This window comes from Streptomyces sp. BHT-5-2 (genome assembly GCF_019774615.1).
In the GTDB taxonomy this organism is placed as follows: Bacteria; Actinomycetota; Actinomycetes; order Streptomycetales; family Streptomycetaceae; genus Streptomyces.
Window position 1 is genome coordinate 1,088,546 of sequence record NZ_CP081497.1, and the last position, 24,887, is coordinate 1,113,432.

Sequence of the window (24,887 nt, forward strand, 5' to 3'; positions counted from 1 at the left end):
GTGGTGCGTCCGTCTCCTCGCCCTGGTCAGGTGGTTGGCAGTGAAGGTCCGGAGCGAGTCGTTGGGGATGTGGCGGGTCCGGCCGACGGGATGGCGGGCCCTTGTGGCGCCTGGCTCGATCCTGCGGCGGTTGGACTGGCCGCTGTTGGGTGCCGCGTTGGCCCTGTCCGCGCTCGGCGCGGTGCTGGTGTACTCCGCCACGCGCGGGCGTACGCAGCTGACGGGCGGTGACCAGTACTCCTTCCTGATCCAGCATGTCGTCAACACCGTCATCGGCATCGCCCTGGCGGCGGGCACGGTGTGGATCGGCGCGCGCCGACTGCGGGACCTGGTGCCCGCGCTCTACGGCGTCACCCTCGTGCTGGTGCTTCTGGTGCTGACCCCGGCCGGCGCCACGATCAACGGGTCGCGGCGCTGGATCATCATCGCCGGGATGTCGATCCAGCCCGCGGAGTTCGTCAAGGTCACCATCGTGCTGGCCATGGCCGTGCTGTTGGCTACCAAGGTGGACGTCGGCGACCGCCAGCGTCCCGACCATCGCAGCGTCATGCAGGCGCTGGCGGTCGCGGGTGTGCCCGCGGCCCTCGTGCTGCTCACTCCGGACCTCGGGCAGTTCATGGGCATCGGTGTGATCGTGCTCGGGGTGCTGCTGGTGTCGGGCGCGTCCAGGCGGTGGATCGCCGGGCTCCTGGCCGTCGGCGTGGTCGGTGCGCTGGCGGTGTGGCAGCTGCATCTGCTGGACCAGTACCAGGTCAACCGGTTCGCCGCGTTCGCCGATCCCGCCCTGGACCCGTCGGGGGTGGGCTACAACACCAGCCAGGCCCGTATCGCGATCGGATCGGGAGGGCTGCTGGGGCAGGGCCTTTTCCATGGGGCGCAGACCAGCGGGCAGTTCGTGCCCGAGCAGCAGACGGACTTCGTCTTCAGCGTCGCGGGGGAGGAGCTGGGCTTTGTCGGCGCCGGTGCGCTGATCGCCCTCCTCGGGATCGTATTGTGGCGGGCGCTGCGCATTGCGCGAGAGTGCCCGGACCTGTACGGGACGGTGGTCTCGGCGGGAATCGTTGCCTGGTTGGCGTTCCAGGCGTTCGAGAACATCGGCATGAACCTCGGCATCATGCCGGTCACCGGTCTGCCGCTGCCCTTCGTCAGCTATGGCGGGTCATCCATGTTCGCCGGGTGGATTGCGATCGGCATACTGCAGTCCATTCGTCTCCAACGCCCGGTGGGCGCCTGAGTGGTTGTCGGAGCACTGCCGTCGGGTCGGCGGCGAAGTCCTTGATTCCGGGGGTGAATTGAATGGATGCGCTGACCTCCCGGAGCCGATCCTCGGAAACCGCCCGGCACCCGTGAAAACCGACCGCCTGAACTTCTGTGACCTCGCAATGGCCCCCTCGTTGTACTCCGGCGGGCGCCTTAGAGGGGAAGGGGAGTTCGGTATGGCCTGGATCTGCCCACTGTGCAGCAGTCCAAATGCTGTCCCGTATTGTGTGACCCCACCGGGTGGTCTTCATGCGCTGCCGTGCATGGAGTGTCAGCGGAGTGTTGCCGTCGCGCATGCCCCGCTCGCCGAGGTGGTGGGTTCCGCGCCGTGCGGCACCGATGGCTGCGTCGGCGCGGTGGTTGACCGGTTCCGGTACGGCGCGCAGGCGCAGCTCGTCGGTGTGGCCGAGGGGCGCTGTGCGGTGTGCGGCCAGCGGAAGCTGCGCGAGGCGACACGGGTGGGGTCGAAGGGGAGTCGTCGCGTTTCGGTGCCCGATCCGAGGACGCGCCTGCCATCGTGAATGACAGATACCCGAGGAGGTGGCGATGACTCCCGTATGCCCCACCTGTGAGCAGCCGATGCAGCTCAACCAGCCGTCAGGGAACGTGCCTGCCGGCTTCTGGTGGCTCTGTTGCGGCAACGTCATCAGGCGGTCCGAGGGCGAGTACGAGATGCCGGCGGATCATCCACTGCGCCTCATGGGGATCGTGCGATAGCGGCCTGGCGGCCTGCGAGTGCCGGTGGCGCGGTGCTCTTGCCCAAGTCCGCCCGGGCGAGAGCACCGGCTCTCAGGCTCGGCCGGGTGTCCGGCGTAGGACCAGGGAGACGAAGCCCCAGGTGTCGCGGTAGGTGCGCAGCCATTCGGAGCGGCGAATCGTGGCTGTGTCGAGCGCGTAGGAGCTGTCCGGGTCGGCGGGGTGGTCCAGGGCCCAGGCGGCCAGCGAACCCCAACAGGCCCACTCGTAGTCGTCCAACTCCTGGCGGGTGCTGACGTGCCCGTCCACGGGAGTCCAACCGTCGGCGACGACTCGGTCCACAGTCGTCGCCAGGTCGGTGAAGTCCCCGAGCATCTCGATGGCCTCCTGCGACGGTGGGCGATCCCAGAATCCCTCACCGATGAGCACCCGGCCGCCGGGCGCCAGGTGTCTGCGAGCCGCGGCAAGGGTGGGGAGCAGGCCACCGAAGGCATGCGTGGCTCCGAAGCTGAGGACGACGTCGAACGGCTCTGCGGACACGAACTCTTCGGCCTTCCGATGGTGCAGGACGAGGCGCTCCTGGACGCCGAGACCAGTCGCGGCAGCGGCGGCCTGGTCCAGGGCGTCCCGGGAGATGTCCACGCCCTCGGCATGGAGCTGCGGTCGTGTGGCCAGAGCGCGCAGGAGCCATTCCCCGCTGCCGCAACCGAGGTCGAGGACGCGCTCGTCTCCCCTCGGGAGCCCGCGTTCCAACAGTCGATGGACCGAGTCGTCGTCGAGCGGAGACTTGATCGGGTGCTCGGTGTGAGCGATACCGGATACCTGTTCACGATTCACCGGCGCACCTTGTCACCGATGGGGGGCGCGCGCACCTCGTTTTCTCCGACGTGCCGGGGTCCGGGCCCGTTCGTGATGCCTCGGTTCTTCAGGGCGGGAAACCGGCGGCGTGGTGTGAGCACGGTGACCGGGGAAATGCTGTGGGATGTCCATGGTCGGCACGGGAAGGGAGCGGACATCGGGTGGACAGCGCGCGGCTGATCTTACGAGGAGTACGGAAGGCCCATGGGCGCCGGCTGGTCCTGCGCGGGGCATCGTTGACGGTGCCGTCCGGGATGCTGGTGGGGGTGGTGGGTGAGAACGGTGGGGGCAAGAGCACGCTGTTGCGGATCGCGTGCGGGCAGTTGGCACCGGACGGGGGCGAGGTCCGCAGGACCGGGGCGGTCGGGTACTGCCCTCAACGCCTGGTGCTCGACGACGCGTTGACTGTCGAACAGCACCTTCGCTACTTTCAGGTCGCCTACCAGCTGCCGGATCTGAGGTGGTCCGAGGAACTGCTGGAGATCCTGGCGCTCGCCGGCTTCCGCGGGGAGCGGGCCGGGGTGCTCAGCGGCGGCACGCGGCAGAAGCTCAACCTCGTCCTCGCCCTCATGCACGACCCCGATCTGTTGCTCCTGGACGAGCCGTATCAGGGCTTCGACTGGGAGACCTACCAGAGATTCTGGGAGCTGACGGTCCGACTGCGGGAACGTGGCAGAGCCATTGTCATGGTCTCTCATCTGGCCTTGGACATCGGCCGCTTCGACGAGGTCCACTATCTGCGCGAGGGTCTGCTGTACGACTCCTCGGGCGTAGCGGAAGCGGCGGCCACGGTTGCGAACGGCCGTGGGGTGGTGGGCGGTTGATGCGCAGGAGGCGTCCGCTGTGGACCGCGGCAGGCTTCGCGCTGCTCGGTCACGTCCGCAACCGGCTGGCTCTGGGACTGGCCGTCTTCTTCCTCCCCCTGTTCGTGTTCGTGACCGGCACGGCCGCGCCGTCCACCGGACTGCCGCTCGCGCTCGGCGACGCGGCGGGTCCGGCGGTTGCTGCCGCGGACCGTGTGATGCGCGTGTCCTGCGCGCTCAACGCCGTTATCCTCCTGACCGGCCTGATGATGTTCATGGCGACCACCAGGGCCGGGGAGTTGGACCACCGGCTCGTTCTGGCCGGCTATCCCCGCCTTCGCCTGCTGCTGGGCAAGACACTCGCGCTGTGCGCCGTTGCCTGCCTCCTTGCCCTTTACACCACTGCCTTGCTGAGCGCCTTCTTCCCGGTGCGCCGGCCCTGGTCGCTTGCCTGCGCGGTGGGCACGGCCGCGCTGGCCTACGGGGGGATCGGGATCCTGCTCGGCGCGCTGTTGCGCAGTGAGCTGGCCGGCGTCTTCGTCGTGGTCATGGCGAGCATGATCGACATGGGGCTGCACAACCCCGCGGCCAGCCAGCTCGCCGGCGGGCCCAGTCTGCGCCTGCTTCCCATGCACGGCCCCACGCAGGCCGCTCTCGTCTCGGCCTTCACCACCGGCTTCCCGGCGAGCGGGCTGCTGGCCGGCCTCACCTGGTGGGCCGTCGCGACGGCAGCCGCCTTCACCGTCTTCCACATCCGCACCCGTCACGGCTATGTCGCAACCCCGGCACTCCGCGGCGGCAATCCGGCACGCGCCGGTCGCCAGTCACCCCACGAGGAAGGAGCACCCCTTCGATGAGCATGACGCCCCAAGCGCCGTTCCCCGACGGCTGGTTCGCTGTGGCGTTCAGCAGTGACCTACGACCGGGCCGGGTGCGTCGCTCACGGATCGCGGGGAGCGAGGTCGTCGTCTACCGCACCCGCAGCGGCCTCGTCCGGGTCACCGACCCCCACTGTCCGCACCTGGGCGCGCATCTGGGTCATGGCGGCCGGGTCGAGGGCGAGCGGCTCGTCTGCCCCTTCCACGGCTTCGCCTTCGATGCGGACGGGACATGCGTCGCGACCGGCTACGGAACCCGTCCGCCCAGGACGGCCTTACGGCTCCGTCACAGCCAGGAGGCCAACGGATTCGTCTTTGTCTGGCAGCACCATGCCGGGCTGCCGCCGCAATGGGAACTACCCTGCCTGTCCGACAACGCATATCCGGACACCGTGGAGACCTCCCACTGCTTCCGAGGCCATCCCGACGATCCCGGGGAGAACAGCGTCGACCTCGGCCACTTCGCCCAAGTCCACCGCATCACCGGGGCCCGCCCCGTCCACGCGCTCACCACGGACCTGCACCGTGCCGAACTGACCGTCAGCGGCACGAAGACCTTCGGCCGCCATGGCATCGGCGCCGAGATCAGCTACTGCTACTGGGGACTGGGCTTCACGGCCATCGACACCCACATCCCCCGGTTACGCATCCGTGGCCGTGTCCTGAACGCCGTCACGGTCACCAGTCCCGGCCAACTCCAGATGCGCACCCGCATCAGCACCGCCCTGGACAGACGTAGGGCGGACAGCGGTAGGGCCCCGACGAACGCACCCCTGTGGGACAGGCTCCTCGCCACCGTGCTGACCCGTGCCGGTCAGCCCCAGTACCTGCGCGACATTCGTCAGGACATCCGCATCTGGCACCACAAGTCCTACCTCGAACGACCCCGACTCGCCGAGGGCGACGGTCCGATCACCGCCTGGCGCCGCTGGACCCGCCAGTTCTATCCCACCACCTGATTGCGAGCCCACGAATGTTTCAGACGGGCCAGACGGGCCTTGTCGTAAGAATTCCGGAGGCGGAGTCGGCGGTCCGTGCCTGGCGTGAGCGGTTTGATCCGTCAGCGCGAGCAGGAGTGCCCGCACATGTCACGGTGCTTTTCCCGTTCCTCGACGAGCGGCGAATAGATGCGCGTGTCTGCTCGGTGCTTGCTGATGTGCTTGGCCGGCACGGCGCGTTTGGCCTGCGGTTTGCGCGCTGTGGACGGTTTCCGGGGGTGTTGTATCTCGTTCCCGAGCCGGACGGGCAGTTGCGGCGGCTCACCGAGGCTGTCGCTGGTCGGTGGCCCGAAGCGCAGCCCTACGGTGGGAAGTTCACTGAGGTCGTGCCCCATCTGACCGTTGCAGACAGTCAGGACGATGGTGTCCCGGATGAGCTGGACGAGATCGAGGCCGAGCTGCTCGGCAAGCTTCCCTTTACGTCGTGGGTTTCCTCGGTTGACCTCATGGTGCATGACGGTGCGAGGTGGCAAGGGCGTGCATCGTTCGCACTCGGTGAGACGCGTGAGATGGGGGAGACGGGTGAGAGGTGATCCGTGAGCCGCACCTTCGCCGCCGGGGCCGCGGAGGTGCGGCTCCGGCGGCGAGCCGTTCAGACTGTTGCGGCCCTGGGGCTTCGTGAGGTGTTGCTGCCGGGGACCGGTTCGGAGGCGTCGGTGCCGAGGGCCGCGATGCGGTTGTTCGCGTCGACGTGTACGACCCGCGGTCGGAGGGCGCGGGCCTCGGCGTCGTCCACCTGCGCGTAGCTGATGAGGATGACCAGGTCGCCGGGGTGGACCAGATGCGCGGCGGCGCCGTTGATGCCGATGACGCCCGAGTTGCGTTCGCCCTCGATGACGTAGGTCTCCAGGCGGGCGCCGTTGTCGATGTCGACGATGTGGACGAGCTCGCCGGGCAGCAGGTCGGCGGCCTCCATCAGGGCGGCGTCGATCGTGACCGACCCCACGTAGTGCAGGTCGGCCTCGGTCACGGTGGCCCGGTGGATCTTGGACTTGAACATGGTGCGCAGCACAGCGTCACACTCCTGCCAGAAGAAGGTCGCGCCCGCGGGTGAGGTGCGCGCCGGACCAACCATGCTAGCGGCGAGGTCGGCGAGCGGGACAGGGGCCTGCCCCCGGCCAGTCACTCTCTGTGGTTGGGGGCCGGGGTGTCGGGGTGTTCCGAAGCCCCGGTGCGGGTCGGCCGGAGTCGTGGCGCATGATGGCGGGCGTTGTTGTGGGCGGCCAGTGGAGGCGGGATGGGCAGCGGGGGCGGGGCCGGGCGGGTTCTGGTGGTGGACGATGATGCCGCCATTCGGCGTTCGCTGGGGCGAGGGTTGCGGTTGAACGGGTTCAGCGTCGATCTGGCGGAGGGCGGCCGTGCCGCGCTGGCGAAGGCGGCGGACCAGGCACCCGACGCCATGGTGCTGGACATCTCGATGCCCGACCTCGACGGCATCACCGTGTGCCGTCGGCTGCGGGCGGACGGCAACGACATACCGGTGTTGATGTTGTCCGCGTTGGACGAGGTCGCGGACCGGGTGGCCGGCTTGCAGGCGGGCGGGGACGACTACCTCGTCAAGCCGTTCGCCCTCGACGAGCTGGTGCTGCGGCTGCACGCGCTGCTGCGCCGGCGGCCGCCCGCCGCCACCGGCACGGTCCGGGTCGGCGGACTGGTGCTGGACACGACGGCGCGGACCGTCAGCCTCGACGGTCGGCAGCGCGAGCTGACCCGGCGGGAGTTCGAGCTGCTGGAGGTGCTGGCCCGCAACGCGGGGCTGGTGCTCAGCCGCGACCAGTTGCTGGAGCGGGTGTGGGGCTACGACTTCGACGTGCGCAGTGACGCCGTGGACACCTTCGTGAGCTATCTGCGGCGCAAGCTGGAGAGGGACGGGCGTCCCAGAATCATCCATACGGTGCGCGGTGTGGGGTTCGTCCTCCGTGATGAGGGGACGGATGCGGCGGCGGGCACGGGCGCGCCATGAGGCTGTCGACCCGTATAGCGCTCGTGGTGGGTGCCGTCGTTCCGCTTCTGGTGCTGGCCTCGGGGTGGCTGCTGGTGGACCTGGTGGGCAGGGACCTGCACGCGCAGGCCGACCAGCGGCTCGCCGAGCGCGCCCACGGCGTGGCGGCGGCCGCCCGGGGGCTGCTGCGCGCCGCCTCCCAGGACCGGCCGCGGGCCGAGCACGCCCGTCAACGGAAGCTGTTCAGCGCGGCGTTGGACGTCGGCATCCGGCTGGAGGGACCGGACCGCACCGTGCAGGAGGGCCCGCAGCCGGATCCGTCCGTACGGCTGCCGACGGTGCCCGGCAAGCCGGTCAGCGTCCATGCGCGGGGCGAGACCTGGCGGGTGCTGGCCGAGCGGGTCACGGGCAAGGCGCCTGGCGTGCGGGGAACGGTGTGGCTGTTCTCGCCCGACTCCGTCAACCAGGCCCAGATCGGGCTCGTGCGCGGCCGGGTGATCACCGTCGCGCTGCTCGCCGCCCCGGCGTCCGCGGGCCTGGCGTGGGCGCTGGCCGCCGGTGCCGCCCGGCCGTTGCGGCGGCTCCAGCAGCGCACCAGCGGCCTCGATCCGCGCACCAGCGACGTCCGGCTGGAACACCGTCCGACCCGGATCACCGAGGTCGACGACCTTGCGCACACCGTGCAGACGGTGCTGACCCGCTACGACGAGCAGGCCGCCCGGACCGCGGAGGCGCTGGCGACGGCCCGTTCGTTCTCGGCCGCGGCCTCGCACGAACTGCGCACACCGCTGACGAGCATGCAGACCAGCCTGGACATCCTCGACGCCTTCCAGGAGCTGGACGCCCAGGACCGGGCGGAGACCGTGGAGGATCTGCGGCGCGGCCACGCCCGGCTGTTGGCGCTGCTGGTGATGTTGCGGGCGCTGGCCCAGGGGGATCTGGTCGAGGCGGATGCGTTCGCGTCCGTCGATCTCGCCGATCTCATGGACGTCGCCGTGGCCGATTTCCGTCGTGCGCACCCCGACGCAGAGGTGGGGCTGGAGTGCACCACGGGACTGGTGGTGCACGGCTGGCAGCCGGGACTGCGGTCGCTGGTGGACAACCTCCTGGCCAACGCCCTGGCACACGGCCGGTCCGCCGATGGGCGGGCCCGAATCGCGGTGGCGCTACGGGGCGCCGACGAGGACGGTGCCCCGGTGGCCGTGCTCACCGTGGACGATCAGGGGCCCGGTGTGCCGCCGGAGGAGCGGCAGACGATCTTCGAGCGGTTCCGGCGACGGGCCGACAGCCCCGGGTCCGGCCTGGGGCTCACCCTGGTCGCCCAGCAGGCCGGTCTGCACCGTGCGCGGCTGGAGGTGCGGACGGCTCCCGGCGGTCGGGGAGCGCGTCTGGAGGTCGCCTTCCCGCTCACCCGCCCCGGCCCCGATGGACCGGCGGAACCGCACTGGGACTGGCTGTCGGACACCCACGACCTTCGACAGGAAATCCACAAGAACCGTTCCTAAGGTGCTCCTTGTGCGGAACGGCGACGTTCACGCCACAAGGAGGACACATGCCCGTGCCGGCCACGAAGACCGCAACCACGCACGTTCGCGAGGAGAGCCGCGGCCGGTTGCCGGTCGCCCGTACGACCGAGGTGGTGCTCGCCCTGCTCGCCGCGGCGGTACTCTCCCTGGCCCTCGTCCTGTGCGGCGCCCTGATCGTCGAGGACGGCAGCGGCGTGCGCGACGAGGGGCCCGCCACCGACCCGTCACGGGGCAGCTGACCGGGCCACAAAGAAACCACAAGATCGGCCCCTACCTTCGCCCACACCCGGCCCGCTCCGCGCTTCCGGCGCAGCGGGCCTTCGTACAGCACGGCGAACGGAGAGAGACATGCACGGACGCAAGCGGACGCTGAGCGCGGTCCTGGCCGGTCTGGCCCTGGCGGGAACGGTCGCGGCCGGCGCCCCGTCGTACGCGGCGGACAGCGCGGCACCGGCTTCGACGGCCACCGCCCACGCCAAGGGCCCGAAGGGGGACGGGGCCAAGGCGCTGTGCCGCCGGGTGCCGAAGCTGGAGAAGCGGATCGAGAAGCGGATCACGCGCATGACGGGCGACGTCGGCACCCGCGGCTCGATCAAGTACCTGGAGCAGCGCATCGCCAACGCCAAGAAGGCCGACCACCAGGCCATCGCCACGTTCCTCGGCGACCGCCTCACCACCCGCAAGACGCTGCTGCCGCTGCTGAAGCAGAAGCAGACCGACCTCAAGGCGGTCGCCACCTGGTGCAGCACCCACAACGACGGCACCTCGGCCGCGGCCTCATGAGGCGCCGCCGCGGGCCGTCCGCCGTCCTGCTGACCGCGGCCCTCGCGCTGCCCCTGCTCGGCACGGCGGCCTGTTCACCCTCGTCGCCGTCGGGCAGTGCGGCCCCGGCCGCCAGCAGTACGGCAACCCCGCAGGACCAGCTGCCGCAGATGCGGAAGAAGGCCGACGGGGCCCAGCAGGCCGTAGCCTCGGCGGACGCCAACGGCAACGCCGACAACGTCGGGAACTGAGGCGGGAAGGTCGCCCGTGCCGGGCCGGGGAGACCCTCCGCGGTCCGGCACGGGCGACGGCCGGCACCCCGACACCTGGCGGGCGCGGACTGCCGCGCCCTCACCTGCCCCAGATCCTCCGGTACGCCGCGCGATAGCCGGGCGGGTCCCAGGTCGTCGCCCCGTGGCTGTTGGCGGCCGTGGCGATGTGCACCGGAGCGACGTAGCCGCTGGCGGGCGCGCCGGCGAAGGCGCGGTTGAGCTCGTCGAGGATCTGCCAGCCCTGCTGGGCGAACGGCTCGGGGACGGTGGCCGCCTGGAACTGCCGGCTGTTGATGCGCTGGAACGCGGACGGATCCCCGTCGCCCGCGCCGATGTTGAACGGGGCCCCGGCGCCTTTCCGGCGCGCGGCGCGCAGGGCCGGGGCGGCGTCCGCGAAGTACAGGTCGTTGATGGCGACCGAGTGGGTCCAGGAGTCCGGGAAGCGGGAGAGCAGTGAGGCGGCCTCGACGGGGGTGCGGCTGCTGCTGTCCGAGATCGGGATGTTCTCCTCCGCCAGCACCTGTACACCGGGGCAGGTGGCGAGTTCCTGCTCGATCAGTGCGGACTTGGTTCTGGCGAACGGGACCGAGGCATCGGTGAACACGACGACTCCGGCGTGACCGCGGGAGTGCACGATGACCCAGTCCGCGCCGGCCTTCGCGACGTCCCCGACCCTGGTGGTGACGTTGCTGAAGAGCGCGGGGTGCCGGCTCGGGCCGGGGGAGCCGACCGCGTGCCAGCCGACGAGCGGGATGTGCCTGGCGGCGGCCCCGGCGACCTGAGTCGACGTCAGATCGGGGTCGAAGCCACCGACGACGATGCCGGCGGGCCGAAGGCCGATGGCCTGGTCGAAGGCCGCCTGGATTCCGGTGGGGGTGCCCTGGCCGTCGATCAGCCGGAGGCGCCAGCCGATGACCCGGGCGGCTTCCCGTACCCCCTCGGCGGCTGCCGCGACGCCGGGGTTGGTCATGGTCTGCGCGACATAGACGATGGTCCTGCCGGAGACCGCCCGCGGACCGTCGGCAGGGCCGGGCGTGGCGGGGACGCTCTTCTCGGCCCGCGCAACGGCCGCCGTGGCGCGGGCCAGGGCGGCGGGGCAGCCGGTCTTCGCCGGGCCGGGCGAGAACGATCCCCCGCCGACCGACGCACCGCGCTCGCAGCCGACGACGGCGACGCCGGTGAGAACCGCGACCGCCAGCGACCAGGCGGCGACCGCACCGCCCGGGGCCGTCCGGCGCCGCGAGCGTACGAGGACGCCGCGCGCGGCGCCGGCGTGCCGACCGGAGGTGGTCACGAGGTGACCTTCGGCAGGTCGGAGAGTGTCCGCGGAGGTCCCTTCCGCCGTTGCCGCGCCTGCCGGCGGGCGGTGTAGCCGGCCAGGCCGACGGCGAGCAGCAGCGTGGCACCGTTGAACAGCGGGATCACCCAGAACTGGGCGCCCAACTGCTCGATGCCGGCCAGCCCGATGGCCAGCACGACGACGGCGACCAGTGTGCCCGGCGCGTTGGCCCGGCCCGGTCTGATCGTGGTGGAGCCGAGCAGTGCACCGACGAAGGCGGGCAGCAGATAGTCCAGTCCGACGCTGGGGTTGCCGATGCGCTGCTGTGCGGCGAGCAGCACACCGGCGATGCCGACGACCAGTCCCGAGCCGACGAAGGCGTGGACGACATGGCGCCGGGCGGGGATGCCGACCAGTTCGGCGGCGCGCGGGTTGGAGCCGATGACGTACAAGTATCGGCCCAGGGGCAGCCGTTCCAGCAGCAGCCACAGCAGGGCGGTGAGGATCAGGACGTAGTAGGCGGACACCGGCAGCCCCAGGAATCTGGAGTCGTACAGGTCGGTGAAGGCGGCCGGCAGGCCCTGTGGACCGGGCACGATCCGCGCCCCGCCGGTGATCCGGCCGGTGACGGCGTAGAGGATGCTGCCGGTGCCGAGGGTGGCGATGAAGGAGTTGATCCTCGCGAACTCCACGACCACACCGTTGAAGGCGCCGACGACCGCCCCGCCGAGCACCACCACCAGGCAGGCGAGCGGCCAGGGCCGGCCTTCGACGGCGATGAGCTGCATCGTCGTCACATGCGCCAGGCCGAGGCCGTAGCCGAGGGAGAGGTCGAACTTGCCGGTGACGATGGGGAGCGTGGCGCCGAGCGCGAGCAGGGCGGGGATCGACTGGTTGGACAGCACCGCGGAGATGTTGTCCAGGGTCGGATAGGTGTCCGGCAGGGCGAGGGAGAACGCCAGGAACAGCAGGACGGCCAGGGCCAGGAGGCCGTAGGCGCCGAGGAGATGCCCGAACCGGCGGCCCGGCGGGCGACGGGCCGAGCGGGTCACGGGCCCGTGGTCCCGGTGAGCGCCGGCATGGCCGAGGAGGCCCGGGTCAGCGCGCCGACGGTGAGTGCGGTACCGCGCAGCTCCGCCGTCATCGCCCCGCGGACGAACACCAGGGCCCGATGGCACACGTCGGTGACCTCCTCGAAGTCGGTGGACAGCAGCAGGACGGCGAGACCGTCGGCCAGCGCCTCCCGGAGCAGGTCGTAGAGCGCCGTCTTGGCGCCGATGTCGACCCCGGCGGTCGGTTCTTCGAGGATCAGCAGCCTGCGGTGCGTCCCGAGCCACCGGCCGATCATGACCTTCTGCTGGTTCCCCCCGGACAGGGTGGAGATCGGCGCCTCGCTGTCCCGGGGGTGCACGGCGAACCGGGTCAACAGGGCGTCGGCCTCGGCCCGTTCGCGCCGCGGGACGGTCCAGCGGAGCGCCGGGTGGCCCCTCGCCCGTGGGTTGGCCAGGAGGTTCTCCCGCACGGTCAACTCGGGGGCGCAGCCCTCTTCTTGGCGGTTGCTGCTGACGAAGCCGACCCCGGCGCCGACCGCGGCCGCGACCGAGCCAGGTCGGTAGGGGCGTCCGTCGAGCAGGACCCGTCCGCCGACGAGGTGCCCGGCGCCGGCGAGGGCGCGGCCCAGTTCCAGGTGTCCGGCGCCGGTGAGTCCCACCATGCCGAGGATCTCGCCGGCGTGCAGCTCCAGGCCGACCGGTGCGGTGTCGAAGGTCCGTACCCGGTCCAGGCTCAGGACGGTGCGGCCCGTGGCCGGGGCGAAGCGGCGGCGGCCGGGTTCGTGGCCCACGATGTCGCGCACGAGCCGGGCCGGATGGTGGCCGGCGAGCGGGCCGTGGCGGACCAGGCGGCCGTCGCGCAGCACGGCGAAGGCGTCGGCCACCTGGTACACCTCGTCGAGCCGATGGGTGACGTGGACGATGGCGTGCCCCTGGTCGCGCAGAGCGTGCAGGACGTCGAAGAGCCGGGCGCAGTCCGCCGCCGGGAGACTGGCCGTCGGTTCGTCGAGGACGATGACCCGGGCCCGGGTGGACAGCGCCCGGGCGAGCGCGACCAGGGAACGTTCGGCGCGCGGGAGGTCGGCGACGAGGGTGCGCGGGTCGAGATGGGCGGCGATGACGCCGAGCGCCTCGGTGCAGCGCTCACGGGTCCTCCGCCAGGAGATCAGTCCGGCGCGGCGGGTGTAGCCGGTGCCCAGCGCGATGTTCTCGGCGACCGTCATCCACTCGACCAGTCCCAGGTCCTGGTGGATGAACGACATGGCGCGGGCGGCCGCTTCGGTGCCGAGCGGATGGCCGGCGACCGTCACCTCGCCCCGGTCCGCGTGCTGGACACCGGCCAGGATCTTGATGAGGGTGGACTTTCCCGCGCCGTTGGGACCGAGCAGGGCGAGGACGCTGCCGGAGCGGATGTCGAGGTCGACGTCGTCCAGCGCGAGGGTGCCGCCGAACCGCTTGCCAAGGCCGCGGATGCGGACCAGCGGCTCCGGGCCGTGGGGAGCGGGAGGGCTGCTGTCGGGAGTGTCGGGCACGGAGTTCTCCGGGGATCGGCCGCTCGGTGCACTGCCGGTATCCGGCACGTTCGCGCATGCTACGGCCCCTGTTGCCGTCCCCTCGGCCTCCCGACCCGGGGATGTCGCTCAGATGGCGGGAACGTCGGCGAGGTGGGCCGCGGCGGCGTCGGGCCGCCCGCCGGACACCTTCAGGGCGCACTCGGCCCAGATGACCTTGCCGTCGGGGGTGTAACGGGTGCCCCATGCCTGGGCGAGCTGTGCGACGAGGAACAGGCCGCGGCCGCCCTCGTCGGTGGTGGCCGCATGGCGCAGATGGGGGGCGGTGCTGCCGCCGTCGGCGACCTCGCAGGTCAGGGCACGGTCGTAGAGCAGGCGGACCTGGATCGGTGCGGTGCCGTAGCGGATGGCGTTGGTTACCAGCTCGCTGAGCACCAGTTCTGCGGCGAACGACACCTCGTCCAGTCCCCACGCGGCCAGTTGACTCGTCACCTCGGCGCGGATGCGGGAGACCATGGCCGGGTCGTCGGGCAGCGCCCAGGTGGCGATCCGGTGCGCGTCCAGTGTGTGGGTGCGGGCCACGAGGAGGGCTATGTCGTCGGTGGGGTGGCGGGGGACCACCGACCGGAGGACCTCCGCGCAGGTGTCCTCGGGCGGGCGGTTCGGGAACGCCAGGGCTCGGCGCAACCGGTCGAGGGCGGTGTCCAGGTCGCGGTGGCGGTCCTCGATCAGTCCGTCGGTGTAGAGGACCAGCTGACTGCCTTCGGGGAGATGGAGTTCGGCGGTTTCGAAGGGCAGACCGCCCAGCCCCAGCGGTGGGCCGGCAGGCAGGTCGGGGAAGACGACGGTGCCGTCGGGATGGACGAGCGCGGGCGGCGGGTGGCCGGCCCGGGCCATGACGCACTGCTGGGACGTGGGGTCGTAGACGGCGTACAGGCAGGTGGCGCCGATGATGCCGGTGATTCCGTCGGGCTCCTCGCCGCCGTCGTCCCGGGCCAGGCGCGCCACGACGTTGTCGAGGCAGGTGAGCACCTCGTCCGGGGGCAGGTCCAGTTCGGCGAAGTTGCGGGCCGCCGTGCGCAGTCGGCCCATGGTGGCGGCGGCGTGCAGCCCGTGCCCGACGACGTCCCCGACGACGAGCGCGACGCGGCTGCTGGAGAGCGGAATGACGTCGAACCAGTCGCCGCCGACCCCGGACTCGGCGGGCAGATAGCGGTGGGCGACCTCGACGGCGTTCTGCTCGGGGAAGCCCTGCGGCAGCAGACTGTGCTGGAGCGCCAGCACCATGTTGTGTTCGCGGGTGTAGCGGCGGGCGTTGTCGATGCAGATGGCGGCACGGGTGGCGAGTTCCTGGGCCAGCGAACGGTCGTCGTCGCCGAAGGGGGCCGGATCCCGTGAGCGGTAGAAGCTCGCCACGCCCAGGGCGATGCCACGGGCGATGAGGGGGACCGCGATCAGGGAGTGCACGTTGTGGTCGAGGAGGCGCTGGGCGTGCGCGGGATCCTGGGCGATCCAGCCCGCGGCCGTCCTCAGGTCGGGCTCCAGCACCGCCCGCCCGCCGGCCAGGCAACGGAGTTGGGGCGTCGAGGGACGCAGGTCGATCGGCTCACCGGCAGGGTAGAAGGGGCAGTCCTCCCGGTAGCCGTGCAGTACGACGCGGTACAGACCGGCGCGCGGGTCGGTCGGCTCCTCGCCGCGCAGCACCGCTTCGGGAAGCTCGATGGTGACGAAGTCGGCCAGGCGGGGCACGGCCGTCTCGGCGAGCTCCTGTGCGGTGCGGGACACGTCCAGGGTGGTGCCGATGCGGGTACTGGCCTCGGACAGCAGCTCCAGGCGGCGCCGGGCCGCCACGGCGTATTTCCCCACCCCCGGCTCGCCGACCAGCACCAGCCCGCTCGCCGCGTGCCCGGAGACGGCTTCGGGTGTGTGCTCCGTGGTGGCCGCTCGTCCGGGTACGGCGCCGGAGGCCGGCCGGAGCCGCCGGGTCGCGGGCTCGGCGCCCTGCGTTGCCGGGGGACCGGACGGGGTCTCGGGCGGGGCGGTGACGACGACGGGCAGGTGCCCCGTGGAGAGGAGCGCTTCGACGGCGATGCCCTCGACCCCGGCAGGGCTGGTGACCGGCCGGCTGAGCAAGGTCACGCACCGACCGCCGGGAAGCGGCACCTCCATGGCCGCCCGCTGGGCCAACGCCATGAGATCGGCGGCCTTCTCCTTGAGGATCATCTGGTCCCGCCAGTCCAGCACGCTGCCGGTCGGCTCGCCCGGCTGACCGTCGCCGGGCGGCATCTGGCGCCTGGCGTCGAGGTACGCCTGGAGCAGGGCGCGCTCCCGCTGCGAACTCTGCTCCAGAAGGCGTCGTTCGATGGCGCCGGCCGCCTTGCGGATCACGGTGTTCAGCGTGGCGTCCACGTCGGTGAGCGGATAGCCCAGGCAGAGCACGCCCTCGATGCGACCGCTGAGCGGGTCCCGGACGGGGATCGCCGAGCAGGCGTTGGACTGGGAGCGTTCGGCGAAGTGCTCGGCACCGTAGACGTTGATCAACTGCCGTTCCGCGAGCGCCAGACCGATGCCGTTGGTACCGCCGAACTCCTCGGCGAACACGTAGCCCGGGACGCTCTGGATCGCCGCCAGCCGTCTGACCAGGGACGGACTGCCGAAGCGGCGCTGCAGCACGGCGCCCCGGCCGTCGGCTAGGGAGACGTTCATGTTCCGGTCCGCGAACAGCTCCTGCAGCCGGTCCAGCACGGGCCCGGCCGCCCGGGCGAGCCGGCCCTCCAGATCGAGATCGGCGCGGTAGGGGAGTTCGCATCCGGCCGGCGAGAGGCCCAGGGCGAGCGAGCGCTCCCAGGAGTTCAGGATCGGGCCTCGTACGGCCTCGGCGACCGACTCGCCTCGAAGGAACTGGTCACGGGCGCGTGCGGGGCCGACACCAACTCCCACCAGCCCCATCGGAATCACTTCCCTTTCGGTACCTGCCGCAGGGCCGCCAGTCACCCTCCTGCCGTCCGCTCGGAGCAGCTGTACCGTTTGCTCCCGATTGTAGGGCTTTTGTTTCGGGGGAGTGGCGGTCGTGCCGGGGCAGTGGAGGGGCCTCACAGAACCGCGAGCGGGGTGACGGGCGAGCCCGTGCCGCCGGGGATGTTCAGCGGGGCCACCACGAACAGGAAGGCGTAGCGGCCTGCCTCCGCACAGGCGTCGGAGAGCGCTTCGAGATCGAGGTTGTCCAGGAGCGGGACTCCCATCGCGGCGATGGCCAGTGCGTGGACGGGGGAGTGCACCCCCTCGACCGGCGAGGGCCGCACATCGCTGTCGCCGTCGTTCCCGAGCAGTGCGATCCCGCGCGCGGCGAGCAGCGGCACGGCGTCCACATGGAAGCCGGCACTGGCCGTGCCGGGGTCCCAGGCACCCAGCTCCCCGCGTCGCCGGATGCTGCCGGTCCGCAGCAGTACCGCGTCGCCCTCGCCGATCGTCACGCCCAGTGCCCGCTCCGCCGCGGTGACGTCCTCGGCGTGCACCGCGTGCCCGGGCTCCAGCCAGGCGCTCCCCGAGACGCCGGGCAGGTCGAGCAGCACGCCCCGGGTCACCAGGGAGCCGAGTGCCGACACGGCGCCGAACCGGGCGCCCCGCGCATCGACGCACGCGTCGGCGGGCCGGCCGTCGTACAGCTGCCCGCGGTAGGCGATGTGGGCGAGCGCGTCCAGGTGGCTGACGGCCTTGCCGTGGTAGTCGGCGCCGACGAAGTCCTTGTACGAGGTGGGCTCCGGGGCGGGCTCCCGGGTCTCGACCTCGCCGAGCGCGGACATGAAGTGCAGGGCGGGCCTGCCGTTGTCCGGGCCGGCGGCGGTGTCCCACGGGCGCGCAATCGGGACGACCGTGCCGGTCCGGACGAGGGCGGCGGCCCGCCGCACGTGCTCCGGGGCCACCCGGTTCCAGGCGCCGCGATCGGCCGGCGTCCAGCGTCCCCAGGTACGGACCGCCGCGAAGAGCGCGTCGAACTCGCCGCGCGGGACGGCGGGCCCGTTGCCGTCATCCGCCGGCGGGGGAGACGAGGCGTTGCCGGGATTGCCGGTCATGTGGGTGCTCTTCAGTGCTCCAGGGCGGCGGTGCCGTCGTCCGGCCTCGCCGTACCACTCTCCCCAGAATGTCCCTTCCGGGCGGCGGCCCGCATGTGATCGCCAGGCCGTTCATCGCCGGGAAGCGCAAAACAGTAGGCGCCGAAAAGTAATGCCAGTGGCCTGTGATTTCAAAGTTTTCGCCAAATTGAATTCCCGCATTGAGGGGATGAATGGATGATCGAATATCTCCGGCAAGGTGCTCGGATCGACTCATCGGCCCCAACTGGCCCAATATTCGGCTGCTTTACCACGACCCCGAATCTATGAGTCCGCCATGAATTTTCTGCGGAAAGTAACTTTTCCGTTACCGCTATTTGCAGAACCTCGAAAGCTCTCTACGCTGAGGCAACTTTTCGGCCAGCTGTCTTGAAAGGCCCCCTCATGGCAAGCGTTGACCAGATCACGCCACTGAAGGCACGCTCACCAGGCTCTCTGCGCAGGGATGTCGGACTTATCGGCCTGATGTGGGCCTCGGTCGGCTCCATCATCGGATCCGGATGGCTCTACGGCGCCCAGAAGGCCGTGGTCGTCGCGGGCCCCTCCGCGATCATCTCCTGGAGCATCGGCGCGGTCGCGATCGTTCTGCTGGCACTGGTGCACGCCGAGCTCGGTGGTCTCTTCCCGGTGGCCGGCGGCACCGCGCGCTATCCGCACTACGCCTTCGGCGGCCTGGCCGGCATGTCCTTCGGCTGGTTCTCCTGGCTCCAGGCGGCGACGGTGGCCCCGATCGAGGTCGAGGCCATGATCGGCTACGCCGGGCACTGGTCATGGGCCAAGTCGCTCCAGCACGCCAACGGAACCCTCACCGCCAGCGGGTTCGTCGTCGCGGTCGTCCTGATGGCGATCTTCGTCGCGGTGAACTTCCTGGGCGTGAAGGTGCTGGCCCACACCAACAGCGCGGCCACCTGGTGGAAGATCGCCGTACCCCTCGGGGCGATCTTCGTCATCGCGGCGACCAACTTCCACCCGCACAACTTCACCTCCCACGGCTTCGCCCCGTTCGGCGCCAAGGGCGTGCTCAGCGCCATCAGCACCAGCGGCATCATCTTCGCGCTGCTCGGCTTCGAACAGGCCATCCAGCTCGCGGGCGAAAGCCGCAACCCCAAGCGTGACCTGCCGCGCGCCACCATCGGCTCGGTCGTGATCGGCGCCGTCATCTACACCCTGCTCCAGGTCGTCTACATCGGCGCCCTGCCGCTGGCGTCCTTCGCCCACGGGTGGGCCAAGCTCGACTACGCCGGCATCAGCGGCCCGTGGGCCGGCCTGGCCACCGTGGTGGGACTCGGCTGGCTGGGCTGGATCCTCTACGCGGACGCGATCATCTCCCCCGGCGGCACCGGCCTGATCTACACCACCTCGACCTCGCGGATCTCCTACGGCCTGAGCAAGAACGGCTACGCGCCCCGGCTGTTCGAGCGGGCCGACCGCCGCGGAGTGCCGTGGTTCGGCCTGATCATCTCCTTCGTGACCGGCGTGATCTGCTTCCTCCCCTTCCCGAGCTGGCAGGAGCTGGTCTCCTTCATCACCTCGGCGAGCGTCCTGATGTACGCCGGCGCCCCGTTGGCGTTCGGTGTGTTCCGCGGGCGCCTGCCGCACCGCCAGCGTCCCTACCGCCTGCCCGGCGGCAACGTCCTCGCGCCGCTGTCCTTCGCGGTGGCGAGCCTGATCATCTACTGGGCCGGCTGGACCACCCTGGAACGGCTCGGCTGGGCGATCGTGATCGGCTACGTCCTGCTCGGCAGCTATGCCTGGTACGCCACGAAGAAGCGGCTGCCGAACGCTCCGCGACTGGACTGGAAGGCCGCGCAGTGGCTTCCCGTCTACCTCATCGGCATGGGCGTCATCTCCTGGCAGGGCGGCTTCGGCGGCCAGAACCACATCCCGATGTGGTGGGACATGGCGATCATCACGGTGTTCTCGGTGGGGATCTACTACTGGGCCCTCGCCACCGCCGTCCCGCCCGAGGCGATCGAGCAGAACATCGAGGAGATCGCGGTCGTGGACGAGGGCGGCCACTGACCGAACCCCTGAACTGAAGACCCCTCGGACGAACCGCTGAGTCCGGCCGGCCACCCGGCCGGACTCAGCGCGATGTGCCACTTATCCCCGCCCAATTCCCCACTCATTAGGGCGAGTTGATCGCCAGGGTCGATGGTGACCACTGATGACCCACCGATGCCCCGCCGACGGTCCACCGATGACCCATCGGTGATCCGCAGCCGACTTTAAATGGGTTGGGCTGTTCGGCACCTGCTGCTACGGTCTGAGCAGCCGTGAGAGAACGCGAGGAGGTGAGACCCATGAAGGCTGTATCCATGTGGGTGCTCCCCCTTTTCGTCACGGTGGGCGATTGACGCAGGTGTCGCCGGGAGCGCCTCGGACAAGGCACTCCCGAGAGGCAACACCTATGAACTCTGCACATTCCACTTCGGGCACGGGCAGCCCCGCGGTCGTGGTCACGCGGGTGTCGGACACGCAGTGGCACGCCGTCGAGGACGACCGGACGGTCGGCCGCGGCGATGCCTCGCGCCGACCCGACGGGCGGCTCTTCATCAGCATCGACGCCTGGCACCGCGAGGTCTTCGACCGCATCGCCGACGCGATGCCGGCGGACCTGCCGACACCGCTGTACACCGTCGTCGACGAGGCCGACCACGAATCGAGGTCCGCCTGGGAGCGGGCCGGTTTCGCTGTCGCCCGCCGCGAGTGGGGCTATCACGTTCCCACCGATCCCCAGGCCACCGGGCTCGCCTCGATGCGGCCCCCGTCGGGCGTGACGATCCTGCCCGCCGGCGAGGCGGCGGAGGGCCCGCTGCGCGCCCTGGACCGCGCCATCCGTGACGAGGTCGAGGCCGCCGTCGGATGGCACACGATGCCGGCCGAGGTACTGCCCCGTCCCGCGGGGACCACCCTGATCGACCCCTCGAAGTACGCGGTGGCACAACACCTGGACCAGTACGTGGGACTGGTCCGGGTGGCACCGCTGACCAGGCAGCCCCGGATCGGGCTGATCGCCGTCCGGGCCGACCGGCACCGCCGCGGCACTGCCCGGGCCCTGCTGGCCCAGGCACTCGGTTCACTGCACCGCTCCGGTACGGCTTCGGCCTGGGCCGAGGTGGACGAGTCCAACGCGGCGGCCACGGCCCTGTTCGAGGGCATCGGTGCCCGGCGCACCGGCAGCACCCTGGAGCTCGTCCGTCACTGACGCTCCGCCACACCGCACCGAACGACCGGCCGAGCCGCGCCCACAGCAGGCGCGCCGACGGCCGTGCCAACCCGCCGGTACGCAGTCGACGCACCGTCAACGCACCGTCTCAGAACGGGAGAAGTGAGAGACCATGTCAACATCAGCAGGCCGAATAGAAGTCGAGGGCACCGTCACCGAGTGCCTGCGCAATGCCAGCTTCAGGGTGGAACTCCAGACCGGGCACACGGTGCTCGCCCACATCAGCGGGAAGATCCGCAAGAACCACATCAAGATCCTCCCCTACGACCGGGTCCTCGTGGAACTCAGCCCCTACGACCTCACCCGCGGCCGGATCCGATACCGCTACCGGTCGTAGCGGGAGCAGCCCATCGGCTCAACTCCGGTGACGAGCCCCTCGCTGGAGCCCCGGTCCGACGTGACCGGGGCTTCGGCCTGCCAAGCGGCGCCCGAGGGGTCGGGAATCTCGTGATCATCGCGTGGGTTGCACCGTGCGTCAGCAGCACTTGAACGAAGGGCTCTCCGTGCGCGCTCTACAGATCGACCGCTTCGGCACACCCGATGTCCTCGGCCTCGTCGAGGTCGCCCGGCCCGAGCCGGGGCCCGGGGAGGTGCTGATCCGGACCGTCGCGACCAGCATCAACCCCGTCGACGACAAGACGCGGGAGGGAGCCATCGGCGAGGGGACGCCGCCGCTGCCGATGACACTCGGCTGGGATCTGGCCGGCATCGTGGTCGACGGCGGCGACAGCGGGTTGCGCACGGGGGAGCGCGTCATCGCGATGTCGCACCAGCTCAGCTCCGGCCGCGGGACCTGGGCCGATCTGGTCGCCCTGCCGGCGGCGGCGGTGGCCGCCGCGCCGCAGGCGGTCAGCCTGGTGGAGGCGGCCACTCTGCCGCTGCCCGGATTGACGGCTCTCCAGACACTGGACTGGCTCGCGGTGTCCCGTGGCCGGCGGCTCCTGATCGCCGGTGCCGCCGGCGCCGTGGGCGGGATGGCGTTGCAGATCGCCCGGGCACGGGGCGTCGAGGTCGATGCGCTGGTCTCTCGGGACGCGCAGGCCGCCTTCGCCCGCGACCATGGCGCCGGCTTCGTCACCACCGACCGGAACGGCTTTGAGGACCGCCGTTACGATGCCGTCTTCGACACCTTCGGGGCCTTCCTGACCGAGGCGGTGGCGGACGGCGGCCGGTACGCGTCGATCGCCACTCAGGCCGGACCGGTGCCCGACCTGTCCGCACGCGGCGTCCGCACCATCGTCAACCAAGTGCACGAGGACGGGGCGGGGCTGGGCGAGCTGACCGAGCTTGTCGACAGCGGCTCCCTGCAGCCGCGGGTGCACTCCACCTTCGGCCTGCACGAGATCCATGCCGCACACCAACGCTTCCGCGCCGGAAGCCTGGCCGGAAAGATCGCCGTGGCCTTCTGAGCCGGCGCGGTACTTCCGACGCGAGGACATTCCGCTCAGTCGTTACGGTCTCAGGACATTTCTCGGGCCGGTTGGTGGGGAGGAGTGACGTGAGCAGGGGTTCCGGTGGAACGCCTGTGAGCCGCCGAGCGAAGAGGGAGAGTTCGTGATGCGTACCACCAGGAAGTTCGCCGTTGTCGCTGCCGCTGCCGTGATGGCGGGTGCGACGGCAGCGGGAGCGGCCCAGGCGACGCCGAAGGCGGCGGCCACGGCCCCGGCGGCCGGCAAGGGTGCACCGTCCGCCGCCGGCAACAGCCGTTGCCACGCCGGTGAGTTGCGCTACAGCTGGGACTCCGCGCACGGCGGTCGCCCCGACATGGACGCCACCGACCAGCAGATCGCGGCGGTGCGACTGAAGAACAACGGTGGGCGCACCTGCACCCTGCACGGCTTCCCGGGGGTCCGCCTGATCGGCAAATCCGGTGAGGCATGGGACCTGCGCCGGTCCGCGGACCGGCCGAGCACCATCACCCTGCGGCCCGGTGACGACACGGCCCTGGTCACCCTGACCATCCTGCCGGTCGCCGAGCACGGCGCGGGTGCGTTCGTGCCGAGCAAGGTCCTGATCACCCCGCCCGACGAGAAGGCGCACGTCACCCTTGCCTGGCCCTACGGCGGAGCCATCCTGGACCAGTCCGGCGCCACCCACCCCGGTACCTACGTCAACCCCGTCGGCGTGGGCTGAGCCCGGCGCGGACGCCGACAGGCCCCGGGTTCCGAATCGATGGGATCGGAACGCCGGGGCCCATCTGCCCTACCTGATTCCGTTACATGTCACCGCCGCCGTGGCCGCTGTCTTCACCGCCGCTCTTGCCGCCGCCTTCACCGCCGCCGTGGCCACCGTCCCCGCCGCCACCGTGGTCACCCATCCCGCCGCCGTGGCCGCCGCTGCCGCCGCCCTCGTGGCCGCCGCCACCGCCGCCACCGTGGCCCTCGCCGCCACCCGTCTCGCCGTCGACCGAGTTGTTGCAGCCCATGCGGGAGCCCATTGAGGTGCCCTGCGCACCCGCGCTGCCCTCGCCGCCGAGCGCGTTGCCCAGCAGGCCGTTCAGGATCCCGACCTCGCCGAGCACGTCGACGTTCAGGTCGTGGGAGCGGCAGGAGTTGTGCTGGGAGACGTCGAAGCCGCCGCCACCACGGGCGGCCGCTTGGGCGGTGCCGGCGCCGAAGAGGGCGAAGCTGCTGAGGGCGGCAGCCATGACGGCCGCCTTGTGAAGCTTGTGCATTTCTTCTCCGGAAGTTTGGGGTGATTCGGCATGGGATTTGCCGAATCCGTACAGTTGCGGAAGGCTAATACGAAATATGATGCAGGCATCTGTCGACGCGCCGGATCGATTCCGACCTTGGCGAGCGCTGCCATGCCCCAGTGCGGGCGTGTCGCGGGCCCGTTGAACGGGGTCCGCCGACGGCTTTCTCCGGGTACGCCGACGTCAGAGCGTTGCCGACGCCTCCGAGAGGCGCGCAAGTGCGACGCCCGGACCTCCCCGCCCAAGCGCGCCGACCCAACTGACCGGGTCACTGCAACTGCCGTGTGCCGCCACCCGGTCGGCGGTCCGGGGTCCTGCGGATTCCGCGCGGCCACAGGGGCGCGGCTCAAAGGCCCTTTCGCATCAGCACGCACATCGTCTCGTGGCGGCGGATCGACCCGTCCGGCCCCTCCTCGTCCCAGGCATCCGGTTCGCGGCCGTAGGCGACATAGCCCAGGCGCTCGTACAGGGAGCGGGCCCGAGGGTTGTTCTCCTCCACGGCGAGTTCGGCCCTGCGCAGACCGCGGTGCCCGATCCGCCGTTCGGCGGCACGGACCAGCAGAGTTCCCAGGCCGCGGGACTGGAGCGCGGGGAGCACGGCGAGCTGCCACAGGGTTCCGGCTCCCGGTGAGACCTGGTAGTCGATGCCGCCGATGGCCACCGGCAGATCCACCGGAGTACAGACGGCCAGGTAGTCCACCTCGCCCGCCGCGGTGCGCGCCAGCTCGCGCTCCACCTGGCGCAGGTGGGTGGCCGAGCCGGACCATGTGCACGCGGGCAGATCTCGGGGCAGCAGGTCGCGCACACTGACGCGCATCACGACGGTGGCGTCGACGGAGAGACCGGCCGTGGCGTCGATGGAGTCGTCTTGTGCGGGCATGGCCGTGAGCATGGCGCCCGAAACGGGGTCACGACAACGCATTTCTCCCGTCACGGCTCCGGACGGCGGGTGGCGGTGGTGGAGAGGACGTGGTCCGGTCCGCCGGGGCCGGCCTCGGCACGGGGAGGAGCCTC

The 24,887-nt window shown here is 71.0% G+C and carries 24 protein-coding genes; 15 read left to right on the plus strand and 9 right to left on the minus strand.

Annotation, left to right across the window (positions count from 1 at the left end; all coding sequences use genetic code 11):
- Positions 1–67 precede the first annotated feature (67 nt).
- Positions 68–1,234 (plus strand): rod shape-determining protein RodA, encoded by a 1,167-nt coding sequence (gene rodA / locus K2224_RS32730; protein WP_221910791.1) that lies wholly within the window; start codon positions 68–70, stop codon positions 1,232–1,234.
- A gap of 815 nt (positions 1,235–2,049) precedes the next feature.
- Here the strand turns inward: rodA and K2224_RS32735 are convergent.
- Entirely contained in the window at positions 2,050–2,793 is a 744-nt protein-coding gene (locus tag K2224_RS32735; RefSeq protein WP_221910792.1) for a cyclopropane-fatty-acyl-phospholipid synthase family protein, read from the minus strand.
- 182 nt (positions 2,794–2,975) lie between these two features.
- Between K2224_RS32735 and K2224_RS32740 the strand changes: the two genes are divergently transcribed.
- The 4 genes from K2224_RS32740 to K2224_RS32755 are packed head-to-tail and all read left to right on the plus strand — an operon-like array spanning position 2,976 to position 6,026.
- Positions 2,976–3,638 (plus strand): ATP-binding cassette domain-containing protein, encoded by a 663-nt coding sequence (locus K2224_RS32740; protein WP_399020724.1) that lies wholly within the window; start codon positions 2,976–2,978, stop codon positions 3,636–3,638.
- The gene (locus K2224_RS32745; RefSeq protein ID WP_221910793.1) at positions 3,638–4,474 is read left to right on the plus strand and encodes an ABC transporter permease; all 837 of its coding nucleotides are present in this window, start codon (positions 3,638–3,640) and stop codon (positions 4,472–4,474) included. The genes K2224_RS32740 and K2224_RS32745 overlap by 1 nt, the downstream gene beginning before the upstream one ends.
- Complete coding sequence (locus K2224_RS32750; RefSeq protein ID WP_221910794.1) at positions 4,471–5,454, plus strand: Rieske 2Fe-2S domain-containing protein; 984 nt, start codon at positions 4,471–4,473, stop codon at positions 5,452–5,454. Before K2224_RS32745 ends, K2224_RS32750 begins: the two co-directional genes overlap by 4 nt.
- Before the next feature lie 14 nt (positions 5,455–5,468).
- On the plus strand, positions 5,469–6,026 hold the full coding sequence (locus tag K2224_RS32755; protein WP_221910795.1) for a 2'-5' RNA ligase family protein: 558 nt from the start codon (positions 5,469–5,471) through the stop codon (positions 6,024–6,026).
- A 59-nt stretch (positions 6,027–6,085) separates the two neighbouring features.
- Here the strand turns inward: K2224_RS32755 and panD are convergent, their stop codons facing one another.
- Positions 6,086–6,505 carry an aspartate 1-decarboxylase gene (panD, locus tag K2224_RS32760; protein WP_221910796.1) on the minus strand — a complete coding sequence of 140 codons (420 nt, stop codon included), beginning with the start codon at positions 6,503–6,505 and terminating at the stop codon, positions 6,086–6,088.
- 225 nt (positions 6,506–6,730) lie between these two features.
- On the opposite strand from panD, the gene K2224_RS32765 reads away from it, so the two are divergent.
- From K2224_RS32765 to K2224_RS32785, 5 genes are all read left to right on the plus strand, one after another.
- A complete protein-coding gene (locus tag K2224_RS32765; protein ID WP_221910797.1) occupies positions 6,731–7,456 on the plus strand; it encodes a response regulator transcription factor in 726 nt (241 codons plus the stop codon).
- Entirely contained in the window at positions 7,453–8,940 is a 1,488-nt protein-coding gene (locus K2224_RS32770; RefSeq protein WP_221910798.1) for a sensor histidine kinase KdpD, read from the plus strand. Before K2224_RS32765 ends, K2224_RS32770 begins: the two co-directional genes overlap by 4 nt.
- A 47-nt stretch (positions 8,941–8,987) precedes the next feature.
- Entirely contained in the window at positions 8,988–9,200 is a 213-nt protein-coding gene (locus tag K2224_RS32775) for a hypothetical protein (RefSeq protein ID WP_221910799.1), read from the plus strand.
- Positions 9,201–9,309: 109 nt separating this feature from the next.
- Complete coding sequence (locus K2224_RS32780) at positions 9,310–9,744, plus strand: hypothetical protein (RefSeq protein ID WP_221910800.1); 435 nt, start codon at positions 9,310–9,312, stop codon at positions 9,742–9,744.
- A complete protein-coding gene (locus K2224_RS32785) occupies positions 9,741–9,974 on the plus strand; it encodes a hypothetical protein (RefSeq protein ID WP_221910801.1) in 234 nt (77 codons plus the stop codon). Before K2224_RS32780 ends, K2224_RS32785 begins: the two co-directional genes overlap by 4 nt.
- A gap of 100 nt (positions 9,975–10,074) precedes the next feature.
- Here the strand turns inward: K2224_RS32785 and K2224_RS32790 are convergent, their stop codons facing one another.
- From K2224_RS32790 to K2224_RS32810, 5 genes are all read right to left on the minus strand, one after another.
- Positions 10,075–11,193: a substrate-binding domain-containing protein gene (locus K2224_RS32790; protein ID WP_221912097.1), complete on the minus strand. Its 1,119-nt coding sequence runs from the start codon at positions 11,191–11,193 to the stop codon at positions 10,075–10,077.
- 92 nt (positions 11,194–11,285) lie between these two features.
- Positions 11,286–12,326 carry an ABC transporter permease gene (locus K2224_RS32795; protein ID WP_221910802.1) on the minus strand — a complete coding sequence of 347 codons (1,041 nt, stop codon included), beginning with the start codon at positions 12,324–12,326 and terminating at the stop codon, positions 11,286–11,288.
- Complete coding sequence (locus tag K2224_RS32800) at positions 12,323–13,858, minus strand: sugar ABC transporter ATP-binding protein (RefSeq protein WP_221910803.1); 1,536 nt, start codon at positions 13,856–13,858, stop codon at positions 12,323–12,325. Before K2224_RS32800 ends, K2224_RS32795 begins: the two co-directional genes overlap by 4 nt.
- Before the next feature lie 108 nt (positions 13,859–13,966).
- A complete protein-coding gene (locus K2224_RS32805; RefSeq protein WP_221912098.1) occupies positions 13,967–16,786 on the minus strand; it encodes a SpoIIE family protein phosphatase in 2,820 nt (939 codons plus the stop codon).
- A gap of 143 nt (positions 16,787–16,929) precedes the next feature.
- Complete coding sequence (locus K2224_RS32810) at positions 16,930–17,910, minus strand: cyclase family protein (protein WP_221910804.1); 981 nt, start codon at positions 17,908–17,910, stop codon at positions 16,930–16,932.
- A 423-nt stretch (positions 17,911–18,333) separates the two neighbouring features.
- On the opposite strand from K2224_RS32810, the gene K2224_RS32815 reads away from it, so the two are divergent.
- The 5 genes from K2224_RS32815 to K2224_RS32835 all read left to right on the plus strand — a co-directional run bounded on the left by K2224_RS32815 (position 18,334) and on the right by K2224_RS32835 (position 23,311).
- Entirely contained in the window at positions 18,334–19,971 is a 1,638-nt protein-coding gene (locus K2224_RS32815) for an APC family permease (protein WP_221910805.1), read from the plus strand.
- 388 nt (positions 19,972–20,359) lie between these two features.
- A complete protein-coding gene (locus K2224_RS32820) occupies positions 20,360–21,157 on the plus strand; it encodes an N-acetyltransferase (RefSeq protein WP_221910806.1) in 798 nt (265 codons plus the stop codon).
- A 133-nt stretch (positions 21,158–21,290) separates the two neighbouring features.
- Positions 21,291–21,515 carry a translation initiation factor IF-1 gene (infA, locus tag K2224_RS32825; protein WP_221910807.1) on the plus strand — a complete coding sequence of 75 codons (225 nt, stop codon included), beginning with the start codon at positions 21,291–21,293 and terminating at the stop codon, positions 21,513–21,515.
- Between the two features lie 166 nt (positions 21,516–21,681).
- Entirely contained in the window at positions 21,682–22,587 is a 906-nt protein-coding gene (locus K2224_RS32830) for an NADP-dependent oxidoreductase (protein WP_221910808.1), read from the plus strand.
- Positions 22,588–22,735: 148 nt separating this feature from the next.
- A complete protein-coding gene (locus tag K2224_RS32835) occupies positions 22,736–23,311 on the plus strand; it encodes a DUF4232 domain-containing protein (protein ID WP_221910809.1) in 576 nt (191 codons plus the stop codon).
- 82 nt (positions 23,312–23,393) lie between these two features.
- On the opposite strand, the gene K2224_RS32840 is transcribed toward K2224_RS32835, so the two are convergent.
- Together K2224_RS32840 and K2224_RS32845 are read right to left on the minus strand one after the other, a co-directional pair.
- Positions 23,394–23,852 carry a hypothetical protein gene (locus tag K2224_RS32840; protein ID WP_221910810.1) on the minus strand — a complete coding sequence of 153 codons (459 nt, stop codon included), beginning with the start codon at positions 23,850–23,852 and terminating at the stop codon, positions 23,394–23,396.
- Between the two features lie 367 nt (positions 23,853–24,219).
- Positions 24,220–24,753, minus strand: a complete 534-nt coding sequence (locus K2224_RS32845) for an N-acetyltransferase (protein ID WP_260693617.1) — start codon at positions 24,751–24,753, stop codon at positions 24,220–24,222.
- Positions 24,754–24,887: the final 134 nt, after the last annotated feature.